Raw genomic sequence first — 12,260 nt, forward strand, 5'->3', positions numbered from 1 at the left:
ATAACGAAAGCGTGAAGAGCATGTCAGCACGTTTTCGTCCAGTTTGCCGCTGAGATTCCCGAACAGCCAAATCACCTGGAGGTCATCTATGAGAAAACTCGTGCTCGCCGTTTCCATGCTCGCATTTGCCGGCACGGCGGCCATGGCCGATCCGATTGCCCAACGGCAGGAGATCATGAAGGCGAACGGCAAGGCGCTGAAGAGCATCGCCGCAATCGCCAAGGGCGAGCAGCCCTTCGACGCCGAGCTCGTGCTGGCCGCGCTGAAGACGCTGAACGAGGACGCGCAGAAGTTCGATGTCGCGGCACTTTTCCCGCAGGGCAGCGAAACGGGCGGCGATACGACGGCCTCGCCTAAGATCTGGGAAGACATGGCGGGCTTCCAGAAGGCGGTGGACAAGTTCAAGGCCGACACAGAAGCTGCCGTGGCGGCCGCGCCGGCAGACCTTGACGCCTTCAAGGCAGAGTTCGGCAAGGTTGCGCAGAATTGCGGCTCCTGCCACGAGACCTTCCGCATCAAGAAGGGCTAGCAGCGGCCGATGAGGGGCATTGCAAGACTGGCCGCCGGAGCGATTGCGCTCTGCGCGATCGGCGGCGGCGCATTCTGGTTCCTGACGGCGCCGGTTCGACTCGACACGAGCGAGATCGCCGCGTTGCGGACAGGCGATGCCACTAGGGGCGAGCGCATCTTCTGGGCGGGAGGCTGTGCCTCCTGCCATGCCCGGCCCAAGGCAGAGGGCGACGCGAAGCTGGAACTCGCCGGAGGCATGGAGTTCAAGACCCCGTTCGGCACGTTTGTGGGGCCGAACATTTCCCAGGACGAGAGGGACGGCATCGGCGCCTGGTCCGAAGAAGACTTCGCCAATGCGGTGATGCGCGGTGTCTCGCCCTCGGGAGAGCATCTTTACCCGGCCTTCCCCTACACTTCCTACGCGCGCATGAAGCCGGAAGATGTGGCCGACCTCTATGCATTCATGAAAACGCTGCCGGCGGTTTCGGGCAAGGCGCCGGACCATTCGCTCGCATTCCCGTTCAACATCCGGCGCGGGATCGGCCTGTGGAAGCGGCTTTATCTGACGACCGAGCCCGTGGTGGCGCTGGACGGAACGGCTTCCGAGCCGGCAGTGCTCGGCCGCTATCTGGTGGAGGGGCCGGGACATTGCGGCGAATGCCACACGCCGCGCGAAATGACTGGCGCTGCTAGGACGAGCCAGTGGCTGGCCGGCGCTACGGCCGCCGAGGGTGACGGCATCGTGCCCAACATCACTTCGGGCGAGGGCGGGATCGGCGATTGGTCCGAGGACGACATCGTCAACTATCTGGAGACAGGCTTCACGCCAGATTACGATTCGGTCGGCGGCTCGATGGTCGAGGTCCAGAGGAACATGGCGAAACTGACGCCGGAAGACCGCGCAGCAATCGCGGCCTATCTGAAGGCGGTGTCGCCGCACCCGAACGGCTATCCGCCGCGAAAGACGGCGGCTGAATAGCGAAAGCGGCGCGCGCCGGGCCGGAAACGCGCCGCACTATTCCGCCAATCAGGCCGGTTCGACCGTGGCCTTGCCCGTGACCTTCAACGCGAAGGCGTAGGTGTAGGCAATCTCTTCCAGCCGCGAGAAGCGGCCGGACGCGCCGGCATGGCCTGCATCCATGTTGATCTTGAACAGGACCGGGTTCTGGTCCGTCTTCACCTTGCGCAACCGGGCCACCCATTTTGCCGGCTCCCAGTAGGTGACGCGGGGATCGGTGAGGCCGGCGACCGCCAGGATCGGCGGATAGTCCTTCGCCTCGACATTGTCGTAGGGCGAGTAGGCCGCGATGGTCTTGTAATCTGCCTCCGAGGCGATCGGGTTGCCCCATTCGGGCCACTCCGGCGGGGTGAGGGGCAGCGTGTCGTCCAGCATGGTCGTGAGCACGTCGACGAAGGGCACTTCGGCGATGATGCCGCCGCCGAACACTTCGGGCGCCATGTTGGCGATGGCACCCATGAGCATGCCGCCGGCCGAACCGCCCTCGGCGACGATGCGGTCGTGCGAGGTGTAGCCTTGCGCAACCAGATGACGCGCCGCGGCGATGAAGTCGAGGAAGGTGTTGGTCTTCTTGGCGCGCTTGCCGTCCTCGTACCAGGCATAGCCCTTGTCCTTGCCGCCGCGAACATGCGCGACGGCGTAGACGAGGCCACGATCGACCAATGACAGGCAGTTGGTGTTGAAGGAGGCGGGAATGGTAATGCCGTAGGAGCCGTAGCCGTAGAGCAGGCACGGCGCCGAGCCGTCGAGCGGCGTGTCGCGATGGTAGATCAGCGAGATCGGCACCAGTTCGCCATCATGCGAGGCGGCCATCAGGCGGCGCGTGACATAATTCTCCGGATCGTGGCCCGAAGGCACTTCCTGCGTCTTCAGCAAGACGCGCTCGCGCGTTCGCATGTTGTAGTCGAAGAGCTGGCTGGGCGTCGTCATCGACGAATAGGAAAAGCGGATGACGTCGGTGTCGTATTCGTAGGAACCGCCAAGGCCGAGCGAAAACGCTTCTTCCTCGAAGGAGATGAGATGCTCCTCGCCGGTGTTTCGATCGTGAATGACGATGCGCGGCAGGCCTTCCTTGCGCTCCAGCCGAACCATGAAGTCCTTGAAGCCCAGTACGGACAGGATAAGGCGGCCGGGCTCGTGCGGCACCAGTTCCTTCCAGTTTTCACGGCCAGGGTCGGAGACTGGCGCGGTCATGATCTTGAAGTCCTTGGCGCCGTCGGCGTTGGTCAGGATGAAGAAGACATAGCCTCCTTCCTCCAGTTCATACTGCATCCCGGTCTCGCGCGCGGCCACGAGCTTCGGCTCGGCGTTCGGGTCGTCCATGCGGATGAGCCACTGTTCCGACGTCTCGTGGTCATTGATGCTGATGAATATCCAGTCCTTCCGCCGCGAGCCGCCAACATCCATGAAGAAGCCGGGGTCGGTTTCCTCATGGATCAGGCGATCTTCAGCGGGATCGGTGCCGAGCGCATGGTAGAAGATCTTGGACGGGCGATGGTTTTCGTCGAGCCGCGTGTAAAAGAAGCCGTCGTTGCCGGCGTTCCAGACGCCCGAGCCGCCGGTATCGGCGATCTGGTCCGCCAGGTCGGTACCGGTCGACAGATCGCGGACATGAAGCTTGAAGAATTCCGAGCCCATGTCGTCGAACGACCAGAGAAGGCGGTCGTGGTCCGAGGAATGCTCGATACCGCCGATGTGGAAATAGGCCTTGCCCTCGGCCTCGGCATCGCCGTCCAGAATGATCTTTTCCTCGCCGCCATCCCGCGGGATGCGGAAAAAGCGCGGCTGCTGGCCGCCCTTCTTGAAAGAAGAGCCATAGGCAAAGGGCCCGTCCTTCATCGGCACGGAGGCATCGTCCTCCTTGATGCGCCCCTTCATCTCGGCAAACAGTTGCTTCTGCAGCTCCTCCGTGTCGGCCATCAGGGCAGTCTGGTAGACGTTTTCCGCGTTCAGGTGGTCGCGGATGGCCGGGTCGAGCTTCGTGGGATCACGGAAAACCTCCTGCCAGTTTTCCGCCCGCAGCCAGGAGAATTCGTCGACGCGAGAGATGCCGTGGTTTGTGTCCTGAACCGGCCGCTCTGCCGTTGTCGGGGCCATTATCTGAGGGAAGCTACCTGAAAGAGTCATCGTGTCTCGCATCGTTGAATTCCGAAAGAAGAGTGAACACGCTCGCGCTGGCGTGTTCAAGTGCCGCTCCCTTGTCAGGTATATTTAGCGGACGAGAGTGGTGGCGCCAGACAAGATCCGATGCGCTTCTCACGCGTAGTCGGATGTAGGCGTTGCCGGCAAGCCAGGTGCGACACTGTGAAAGTTGAGGATAGCGCCAGAAGGACTTGCCCAGCGTAAGCCCCCCGTTTATTTCAACCGCAACAAGTTTTGCAACTCGCCGCACGAAGGCCCGCACGCGGCTGCGGAAAAAGGCAACGGGGGAATAGCTTCTGACTTTTTTCGCGCTGATACTGCCGTTCGTGGCCGCATTGCTGGCGCCTTCACTCGCCCGAGTCCTGAAGCATAATGCGGCCTGGGTGCTGGCCTTGGCGCCATTGTGGATCGTCTTCCACTTCGCCGGCATGGTGAATGTCGTCGCCGGCGGCGAGGCGGTGCGCGGTGGTTATGAGTGGATCCCCAGCCTCGGCGTTCGCTTTTCCTGGTACCTGGACGGACTGTCGCTGACCTTCGCGCTGCTGATCGCCGGGATCGGCGCGCTGGTGGTGCTCTATGCCGGCGGCTACCTGAAGGGGCATGAACATCAAGGGCGGTTCTTCTCGTTTATCCTGATGTTCATGGGCGCGATGCAGGGGCTGGTCGTCTCCGACTCCTTCCTGATGCTGTTCGTGTTCTGGGAACTGACCTCGCTGACCTCGTTCCTGCTGATCGGTTTCGACCATCGCCGCGAGGCATCGCGGCGTGCCGCACTGCAGGCGCTGGTGGTGACGGGGCTGGGCGGCCTCTCGCTGCTGGCCGGGCTGGTCGTGATCTGGGGCGCTACCGGCCAGACCGAGCTGTCCTCCCTGCTGGCGGCGGGCGGCGCGCTGCGCGGCAGCCCGCTATATCTGGCCGCGTTGGTGCTCGTTCTGGGAGGCGCCTTCACCAAGTCGGCGCAGTTCCCGTTTCATTTCTGGCTGCCCAACGCGATGGAGGCGCCGACGCCCGTGTCGGCCTATCTCCATTCCGCAACCATGGTGAAGGCGGGCGTCTACCTTTTGATGCGCCTCAACCCGGTGATGGGCGATACGCTGGTCTGGGAGACCACCCTGGTGTTGTTCGGCGGCACTACGCTGCTGGTCGGAAGCTTGCTGGCGATCCGCCAAACCGACCTCAAGCTGATGCTGGCCTATACCACCGTTGCATCGCTGGGCATGCTGGTGATGCTGACGGGCTTCGGCTCCGACAAGGCGATCGAGGCGGCGGCGCTCTATCTGATCGCGCATTCCCTGTTCAAGGGTGCACTGTTCATGGTTGCCGGCCTGATCGACCATGAGACCGGCACTCGCGACATAGGCTCATTGAGCGGGCTGCGCCGCGCCATGCCGATCACGTTTGCGGCCGGGCTGCTGGCAGCGCTTTCCATGGGCGGATTGCCGCTGTTCTTCGGCTTCCTCGCCAAGGAGGAGATCTATGCGGCGCTGACTGTTGGCGGGTGGACAAGCCTGGCGGCGCTGGCGGCCATTGTCGGCAACGCGCTGATGTTTGCAGTGGCTTTCGCGGTGGGGTTAAGGCCGTTTGTCGGGCCGACGGGAAATGCACCCAAGCAGGCGCATGAAGGGCCGGTGCTGCTGTGGCTCGGCCCGCTCGTGCTGGCCGTTTGCGGCCTTGCCGCTGGGTTGCTTTCGACCTTGGCTCACCGTCTGTTTTCCTCGCCGATGGCAAGCGCCGTCGCCGGGCAGCCGCTTCAGGTGGACATCTCGACGGTGTCGCATATTGGCATGCCCCTGCTGCTTTCGGCTCTTACGGTCGCGCTGGGTGTCGCCGCCTATCTGCAACAGGCCAGGCTGCGCGCCGCGATGGTCTTACTGCTGAAGGCGATCGGCTGGGGGCCTGATCGCGGCTTCGACCAGGCCATGCGCGGGCTTGTCCGCTTCTCTTCGGCCGTGACCGGCACTGTCCAGAACGGCCGGATGGACTTCTACATGGTTGTCACCTTCATGGCCGTCGCGCTGGCGCTTCTTGTGCCGATGGTGATGTTCGACGAACTGCCGGCGATGCCGGAACTGCCCAGGCCATGGTTCTACGAAGTTACGATCATGATCATTGCCGTCATCGGACTTGGTGCGGTGGTTTACGCCAAGGACCGGCTGACCGCGATCGTGTCGCTGGGCGTTCAGGGCTTTGCGATCGCGCTGCTGTTCATGCTGATGGGCGCGCCGGATCTCTCTTTCACCCAGTTCATGGTGGAGACGCTGTCGGTGGTGATCCTCGCGCTCGTGATGACGCGACTGCGGCTGGCCGTGTCCGAGCATCGGCCCCTTGGGCGAAAGCTGCTGGACACGACGGTTGCGGCGGCGTGCGGCGGCGCCCTGGGGCTGTTCCTGCTCAAGGTGACGCAGTTGCCGTTCGATGAGACGCTGACGGAATTCTTCAAGAACCACTCGCTGGTGGTTGCCCATGGCCGCAACGTCGTAAACGTCATCATCGTCGACTTCCGCGGGCTGGATACGCTGGGCGAGATTTCGGTGGTTATGATCGCCGGCCTGTCGATCCTGGCGCTGATACGCATCCGGGCGAAGAACGAAAGGCGCCACGTGCGAAAGAGGGAGAACGCCTGAAATGCAGACGCTGATCTTTCGCACCGCCGCCCCCTACCTGACCAGCCTGATGCTGCTGTTCTCGGTCTTCGTGCTGCTGCGCGGCCATAACGAGCCCGGCGGCGGCTTCATTGGCGGGCTTATCGCCGCATCGGCCTTCGCGATCCTCGGCATTGCGCATGGCGTGCCGGCGGTGCGCCGAGCGATGTACTTCCATCCGATGGCCGTCTCCGGCTTCGGGCTGCTGCTCGCGGGACTTGCCGGCCTGCTGTCCTATGTGTTCCGCGTGCCGTTCCTGACCGGGCTTTGGACGAGCATCAGCTTCCTCGGCGTCACCGTCGATCTGTCGACGGTGATGTTCTTCGACATCGGCGTTTATCTTGTCGTGGTTGGCTCGATCACTTCCACCGCGCTCGCCCTCGAGGAAAGGGAGGACGGCTGATGGAGGCGGCGCTTTCAATCCTCGTCGGCCTGTTCTTTGCAGTCGGCATCTATCTGATGCTGTCCAAGCACGTGATCCGCATTCTTCTGGGCGTTGCGATCTTCGGCAATGCCGTGAACCTGCTGATCTTCACCGCGGGACGGATCCAGCGCGGCGGGCCGCCTATCATTCCGGAAGGGCTCGAAACGACGGTGGGGCAGGTGGCCAACCCGCTGCCGCAGGCGCTGATCCTGACCGCAATCGTTATTTCGTTCTCGTTCTTCGCCTTTCTGATGGTTCTGGCCTACCGCGCCTACCAGGAGATCGGAACCGACGATACTGACGGCATGCGCGTGGCCGAACCGGAAGGCGAGCCGCTTCCGCCGCTGGGATACTGACGATGACTGGCGAGACCGAAAGGGCAGTCGAAATGGCTGCCGGGATGATGACCACGCCGGTGACGGCGGCGGACTGGCTGGTGGTAGCACCCATCATCATCCCGCTGATCTTCGGCGCGGTGCTGCTGATGTTCCGCCATGAGACGCGCTGGCAAGGCGTCGTCGCGCTGGTCGGGCTGGGCGCGCTGGTGGGCGCCGAGGCGGCATTGCTGGCGCGGGTTCTGGAGAACGGGCCGCTGGCAATGACCATGGGAAGCTGGCTGCCTCCCTTCGGCATATCCTTCACGGTGGATGCTTTGGGCGCGCTCTTTGCCCTTGGTTCGGGTGGCGTTGCCTTCATCTGCGCGATTTTCGCCTTGCGCGACATCGGCGCGTCGGGGCGACGCTACGGCTTCTACCCGTTCCTGATGCTGATGATGACGGGCGTGAGCGGCGCGTTCCTGACGGGAGACATCTTCAACCTTTACGTCTGGTTCGAAGTGTTCGTGATCTCGTCCTTCGGCCTGCTGATCCTCGGGTCGGAAAAGGCGCAGCTCGACGGCGCAACCAAATATGCCATCCTCAATCTTGTGGCGACCACGCTGTTCCTGGTCGCGACCGCCTATCTCTACGGCATCTTCGGCACGCTCAATATGGCCGATATTGCCCGCAAGGCGAGTGGCCTGCGGGAGACCGCACCGCTGATGACGCTTGCGGCGCTCTACCTGCTGGCCTTCGGCATGAAGGCGGCGGCTTTCCCGGTCAACTTCTGGCTGCCGGCCTCGTATCACACGCCGCGCATCGTCGTGGGGGCGCTGTTTGGCGGCCTGCTGACCAAGATCGGCATCTATTCGCTGCTGCGGACCCTGGTGATGCTGTTTCCGGTCGAACGCGCCGCAATGTCGGAACTGATCGGTCTCGTGGCCATCGCCACCATGCTCCTCGGCGCGCTCGGGGCGCTCGCCCAGTCGGATACGAGGCGCATGTTCGGCTTTCTGGTGATTTCCGGGGTGGGCGTGATGCTGGCTGGTCTTGCCCTGGGCTCAGAGACGGGCGTGGCGGGGGCGATCTTCTACGCCTTGCACTCGATGCTCATCATGACCGCGCTCTACCTTCTCGCCGGCATGATGAGGGAACTGGGGGGCAGCTTCTCGCTGCACGAGCTTTCGGGCCTCTACCGCGCCTCGCCGCTACTGTCGGGCATCGCGCTGGTTCTGGCCGCGGCGGTGGCAGGGTTGCCGCCGGCATCCGGCCTGTGGCCCAAGGTGATGCTGGTGAAGGCGGCGCTGGACGCCGATGCCTGGTGGCTGACCGGCGCCATCCTGCTTTCCGGGTTCCTGACGATGATCGCGGTGGGCCGCATGTTCCTGCTGGCATATTGGCGTGAACCGGCCGGGGGGCGCAGCCCAGCGGCGCGGGCCGAACCTGCTGGATTGTTTCTTGGACATGGCGCATTAATCGCCTTGAGCCTGCCCATTGTCCTGCTGGGGCTGTTTCCCGAGCCGGTGATCCGGGTGGCGAACCTGGCCGCCGCCGGGCTGCTGAATAGTTCCGGCTATATCGGCGCGGTGTTTCCGGCTGGAGGCGGCTGATGACGATCTATCTCAGCATAATACTGCTGGCGTTTGCCTGGGCGGCGATAACAGGTTCGCTTTCGCTGCCGAATATCCTGTTCGGTGTGGTTCTGGGATGCGTCACCCTTTACTTGGTGCGCGAGCATATCGGCTCGTTGCGCAGCTTCCTGCGAGTGGGGAAGGTGGCGTCGCTCGTCGTGCTGTTCGTGAAGGAATTGATCCTTTCGGCGTGGCGGGTGGCGAAGCTGGTGGTATCGCCGCGCATGGATCTCAAGCCCGGCATATTCGCCTATCCGCTCACCGTAGACCGTGACTTTGAAATAACCTTGCTGGCGAACCTGATCACCCTGACGCCCGGAACGCTGTCCGTCGACGTATCGGCCGACCGGCGCACGCTCTACGTGCATGCAATCGACTGTTCGGACCCGGACGCGGCGCGGCGTGATATCGCCGACGGTTTCGAGCGCAAGATCATGGAGGCGTTCCGGTGATTGCTGCCGACAGCTTTCTGGCCTTCTGCGTGATGTTGGCGCTGGGACTACTGTGCCTGTCGCTGCTGCTGACGGTGCTGCGCGTCCTGCGCGGACCGTCTCTTCCCGACCGTATACTGGCACTGGACATGCTCGTGGCGATTGCCATTGGCTTCATTGCCGTGCTCGGCATCAAGACCGGCTATTCCATCCACGTGGATATTGCCATTGCGCTCGGCCTGGTTGGCTTCCTGGCCACGGTTGCATTCGCACGTTTTGTCGCGAGCCGTCCGCAGGAAAAGACGAAGACCACTTCCAAGAAAGCCAGGGCGAGACGGGGTTCGAAGCGATGATGACTGCCCTGCTCGAATATGTCTCCGGTATCCTGATCGTCATCGGTGCACTGTTTGCGCTCGTTGCCTCGATTGGGCTGCTGCGGCTGCCGGACCTCTACACGCGCATGCATGCAGCCTCGAAGGCGGGAACCCTCGGGTCTTGCGTGATGCTGATTGCGCTGGCGGTCCAATCGCAAGACCTTGCCATCGCCATGCGTGCCCTGGCCGGGGTCGTGTTCTTCCTGATGACGGTGCCGATCTCCTCGCATCTCCTGGCGAAAGCGGCGCACGCTGCGGGGTGCCGCCTGTGGAGCAAATCGCTGAGAGACGACATAGAGCGCGGCGTTCAATCTGTCGTGAAGACTACTCAAAGTTGAAATGCCGGCATTGGAAGATGTATTGCCGCCATTTTACGGCCTGATCATTGCCACAAATTCTGAAAAGGCGGGCAGGAACTTGGATTTGGCCAAGTCTAGCCATCTAAATATTGGCCCTGAACGCTAATCATTTCCGTTGATGACGAAATATTTAATTGACTTGATTGCTTGTGAAGTTCATTAAGGTGTTGCGACGCGAATCGTGGTGGAGTTCGCCTTCGTTAAATCGCGCCAAGCCCCGCCAATTAACAAAGGGGCACCTTTCAAACTTACCTTGGGGCCTGAAGAGTATGGATACTGTCGAAACGCCGAGCAGAAACTACGAGATGCTGATTGAATTGACGGCCGATGTTGTGGCCGCCTATGTCAGCAACAACCCCGTGCCGGTCGGTGAACTGCCCAACCTGATCGCCGATGTGCACGCCGCTCTGGGCCGCGTTGGGGGGGCGGTTGAGCAACCGCCTGCCGACAAGCAAAAGCCGGCAGTGAATCCGAAGCGTTCTGTCCAGGACGACTACATTATCTGCCTGGAAGACGGAAAGAAGTTCAAGTCGCTGAAGCGCCACCTGATGACGCACTACGGGATGACGCCGGATCAGTACCGCGAAAAGTGGGGCCTGGATCCGAACTATCCGATGGTTGCGCCGAGCTATGCTGCGGCCCGTTCGCAGCTCGCAAAGAAGATGGGTCTGGGGCGCAAGCGCAAAGGCGCGTAAAGAAGACCAAAATATTTCTTGCAAAGAATACGGCGCCTCCGGGCGCCGTTTTTATTTCGATTACCTTTCTATACTCGTCGGAGGTCTTCGAGATTGTGGCTGGCGTGGACCATACCGGCTTTGCCGCCGCAACTTCTGGGCGACGCCCTTGCCTTTCCGAATGCAGAAGGTGACCGGCTGGGTTCAGGGGCGGAGGGAGAAACCGATTCCGCCTCGGATAGGCGGTCGAGCGCCTGCTTGAGAGCGATGTGACGGTTCAGGTCGTAGCTCCAGTGGCGCCGCATTCCGCGCAGCCGCTCCCGTTCAATCGCGCGCCTGAGACGATGTTGCAGCCTGGCCTTCTCTTCGGGGCCCGCGGCGAGCGCTGACGAGAGATCTATGCCGCAGACAAGCTGCAACGCGGCAAGCTGTCCGGCAAATGCGGTTTCCGATGATTTTCGGGCCTGGAACCTCGAGAACTCAGAGCGGATATCGTCCATCGGGGAAACTCCTGTTGCGTCATGCAGCAACTATCCGCGAGGTTCGGAGACCGGGGATGAATATCTCGGCTGGCGGACACCGGAAGTGGAATAAAGGCCATGTTTTCAGCTACTTGAGTTTTTACCACGAAGTATTTGTTTCCTCTTTGTTCACGTCGCGGGCGGCTGGTGTATATAAGAAACAATTCCTAATTATATACTTGACGTACCAAGCCGGATTTGCGACAGTAAATCCAAGGAGACGCACCGATGTTCGACCTCACCAACGTGATCTACACAGACGCTGAAAAGGCCCGCGAACATCTTGAGGCCATTCACTGGCCGCATGGCCCGATCTGCCCGCATTGCGGCAATGCAAACCCCGACCGCATTACCAAGCTTGAGGGCAAGTCCACCCGTCCTGGCGTCTACAAGTGCAACGAGTGTCGCGACCCGTTTACCGTCACCGTTGGCACCGTGTTCGAACGCTCCAAAATCCCGCTCAATAAGTGGGTGCTGGCGTCTCACCTCATGGCCGCTTCCAAGAAGGGCATGAGTGCGCACCAGCTCCACCGTATGCTCGGCGTTACCTACAAGACCGCTTGGTTCATGGCGCACCGCATCCGTGAAGCCATGAAGGAGGACGTGAAGTCATCTGGTCCGCTTGGTGGCGCAGGCAAGACCGTGGAAGCCGACGAAACCTACATCGGCAAGCGCGACGTTCCCTATGTCTCACCGCAACGCAATGGCCGCCCCTTCACCAAGAGGGGCAAAGGCGGCGGCGCTCAGAAGCGCACCATTGTCTCGCTGGTCGAGCGCGGCGGCAAGGTCCGTTCCTTCCATGTCCAGCATGCCACCAAGGACATCGTGCGCGACATTCTGGTTCGCAACGCCGACCGCTCCTCGACGCTCTACACCGACGAAAGCCGCCTCTACACCACGACCGGCGCCGAATACGCCAACCATGAGACGGTCAATCACTCCCGCAAGGAATATGCTCGCGGCGACGTCCACACCAACACGATTGAGAACGTGTTCTCAGTGTTCAAGCGCGGCATGATCGGCGTCTATCAGCATTGCGGCGAAGCGCACTTGCATCGCTACCTTGCCGAGTTCGATTTTCGTTACAATCGTCGCGCCGCGCTCAAGGTTAGCGATGCAGAGCGCGCCGAAGACCTGCTTCGTATGGCTCGCGACAAGCGTTTGACCTATCGGCGGATTGGTGAAGCCAGTTTCGCCTAAGCAAAAAGCACGAAAAC

12 protein-coding genes and 1 pseudogene are annotated in these 12,260 nt (G+C 61.8%); 11 read left to right on the forward strand and 2 right to left on the reverse strand.

All coding sequences use genetic code 11. The annotated features are described in order from the left end of the window. Positions 1-88 precede the first annotated feature (88 nt). Both ABLE86_RS07340 and ABLE86_RS07345 read left to right on the forward strand, forming a co-directional pair. Complete coding sequence (locus tag ABLE86_RS07340; protein ID WP_348778267.1) at positions 89-529, forward strand: cytochrome c; 441 nt, start codon at positions 89-91, stop codon at positions 527-529. A 9-nt stretch (positions 530-538) separates the two neighbouring features. Continuing rightward, positions 539-1,489 (forward strand): cytochrome c, encoded by a 951-nt coding sequence (locus ABLE86_RS07345; RefSeq protein ID WP_348778268.1) that lies wholly within the window; start codon positions 539-541, stop codon positions 1,487-1,489. Positions 1,490-1,537: 48 nt separating this feature from the next. Here ABLE86_RS07345 and ABLE86_RS07350 read toward each other — a convergent pair whose 3' ends face one another. Beyond that, positions 1,538-3,655, reverse strand: coding sequence for a S9 family peptidase (locus ABLE86_RS07350; RefSeq protein WP_348778594.1), 2,118 nt, complete (start codon positions 3,653-3,655; stop codon positions 1,538-1,540). 311 nt (positions 3,656-3,966) lie between these two features. On the opposite strand from ABLE86_RS07350, the gene ABLE86_RS07355 reads away from it, so the two are divergent. The 8 genes from ABLE86_RS07355 to ABLE86_RS07390 all read left to right on the forward strand — a co-directional run bounded on the left by ABLE86_RS07355 (position 3,967) and on the right by ABLE86_RS07390 (position 10,543). After that, a complete protein-coding gene (locus ABLE86_RS07355) occupies positions 3,967-6,294 on the forward strand; it encodes a putative monovalent cation/H+ antiporter subunit A (RefSeq protein WP_348778595.1) in 2,328 nt (775 codons plus the stop codon). A 1-nt stretch (position 6,295) separates the two neighbouring features. Continuing rightward, complete coding sequence (locus ABLE86_RS07360) at positions 6,296-6,715, forward strand: Na(+)/H(+) antiporter subunit B (RefSeq protein WP_348778269.1); 420 nt, start codon at positions 6,296-6,298, stop codon at positions 6,713-6,715. Continuing rightward, on the forward strand, positions 6,715-7,092 hold the full coding sequence (locus ABLE86_RS07365) for a Na+/H+ antiporter subunit C (RefSeq protein ID WP_348778270.1): 378 nt from the start codon (positions 6,715-6,717) through the stop codon (positions 7,090-7,092). The genes ABLE86_RS07360 and ABLE86_RS07365 overlap by 1 nt, the downstream gene beginning before the upstream one ends. A gap of 2 nt (positions 7,093-7,094) precedes the next feature. Beyond that, the gene (locus ABLE86_RS07370) at positions 7,095-8,663 is read left to right on the forward strand and encodes a Na+/H+ antiporter subunit D (RefSeq protein ID WP_348778271.1); all 1,569 of its coding nucleotides are present in this window, start codon (positions 7,095-7,097) and stop codon (positions 8,661-8,663) included. After that, positions 8,663-9,136: a Na+/H+ antiporter subunit E gene (locus ABLE86_RS07375; RefSeq protein ID WP_348778272.1), complete on the forward strand. Its 474-nt coding sequence runs from the start codon at positions 8,663-8,665 to the stop codon at positions 9,134-9,136. Before ABLE86_RS07370 ends, ABLE86_RS07375 begins: the two co-directional genes overlap by 1 nt. Further along, positions 9,133-9,468 carry a cation:proton antiporter gene (locus ABLE86_RS07380; RefSeq protein WP_348778273.1) on the forward strand — a complete coding sequence of 112 codons (336 nt, stop codon included), beginning with the start codon at positions 9,133-9,135 and terminating at the stop codon, positions 9,466-9,468. The genes ABLE86_RS07375 and ABLE86_RS07380 overlap by 4 nt, the downstream gene beginning before the upstream one ends. Next, the gene (gene mnhG / locus ABLE86_RS07385; protein ID WP_348778274.1) at positions 9,465-9,827 is read left to right on the forward strand and encodes a monovalent cation/H(+) antiporter subunit G; all 363 of its coding nucleotides are present in this window, start codon (positions 9,465-9,467) and stop codon (positions 9,825-9,827) included. Before ABLE86_RS07380 ends, mnhG begins: the two co-directional genes overlap by 4 nt. Positions 9,828-10,117: 290 nt before the next feature. Beyond that, positions 10,118-10,543 carry a MucR family transcriptional regulator gene (locus ABLE86_RS07390; protein WP_348778275.1) on the forward strand — a complete coding sequence of 142 codons (426 nt, stop codon included), beginning with the start codon at positions 10,118-10,120 and terminating at the stop codon, positions 10,541-10,543. A gap of 218 nt (positions 10,544-10,761) precedes the next feature. Here the strand turns inward: ABLE86_RS07390 and ABLE86_RS07395 are convergent. After that, positions 10,762-11,022, reverse strand: a pseudogene (locus tag ABLE86_RS07395) (cytoplasmic protein); the annotation flags it as partial. A 249-nt stretch (positions 11,023-11,271) separates the two neighbouring features. Here ABLE86_RS07395 and ABLE86_RS07400 point away from each other — a divergent pair. Beyond that, the gene (locus ABLE86_RS07400; protein WP_348778276.1) at positions 11,272-12,243 is read left to right on the forward strand and encodes an IS1595 family transposase; all 972 of its coding nucleotides are present in this window, start codon (positions 11,272-11,274) and stop codon (positions 12,241-12,243) included. Positions 12,244-12,260 lie beyond the last annotated feature (17 nt).

It is taken from the genome of Mesorhizobium sp. KR2-14, from assembly GCF_040049255.1.
Classification (GTDB): domain Bacteria; phylum Pseudomonadota; class Alphaproteobacteria; order Rhizobiales; family Rhizobiaceae; genus Pseudaminobacter.

Coding starts and splice junctions, on each gene's coding strand:
- ABLE86_RS07345 (WP_348778268.1), top strand. CDS start 539: ATGAGGGGCATTGCAAGACTGGCCGCCGGAGCGATTGCGCTCTGCGCG.
- ABLE86_RS07370 (WP_348778271.1), top strand. CDS start 7,095: ATGACTGGCGAGACCGAAAGGGCAGTCGAAATGGCTGCCGGGATGATG.
- ABLE86_RS07360 (WP_348778269.1), top strand. CDS start 6,296: ATGCAGACGCTGATCTTTCGCACCGCCGCCCCCTACCTGACCAGCCTG.
- mnhG (WP_348778274.1), top strand. CDS start 9,465: ATGATGACTGCCCTGCTCGAATATGTCTCCGGTATCCTGATCGTCATC.
- ABLE86_RS07375 (WP_348778272.1), top strand. CDS start 8,663: ATGACGATCTATCTCAGCATAATACTGCTGGCGTTTGCCTGGGCGGCG.
- ABLE86_RS07350 (WP_348778594.1), bottom strand. CDS start 3,655: ATGACTCTTTCAGGTAGCTTCCCTCAGATAATGGCCCCGACAACGGCA.
- ABLE86_RS07340 (WP_348778267.1), top strand. CDS start 89: ATGAGAAAACTCGTGCTCGCCGTTTCCATGCTCGCATTTGCCGGCACG.
- ABLE86_RS07365 (WP_348778270.1), top strand. CDS start 6,715: ATGGAGGCGGCGCTTTCAATCCTCGTCGGCCTGTTCTTTGCAGTCGGC.
- ABLE86_RS07390 (WP_348778275.1), top strand. CDS start 10,118: ATGGATACTGTCGAAACGCCGAGCAGAAACTACGAGATGCTGATTGAA.
- ABLE86_RS07400 (WP_348778276.1), top strand. CDS start 11,272: ATGTTCGACCTCACCAACGTGATCTACACAGACGCTGAAAAGGCCCGC.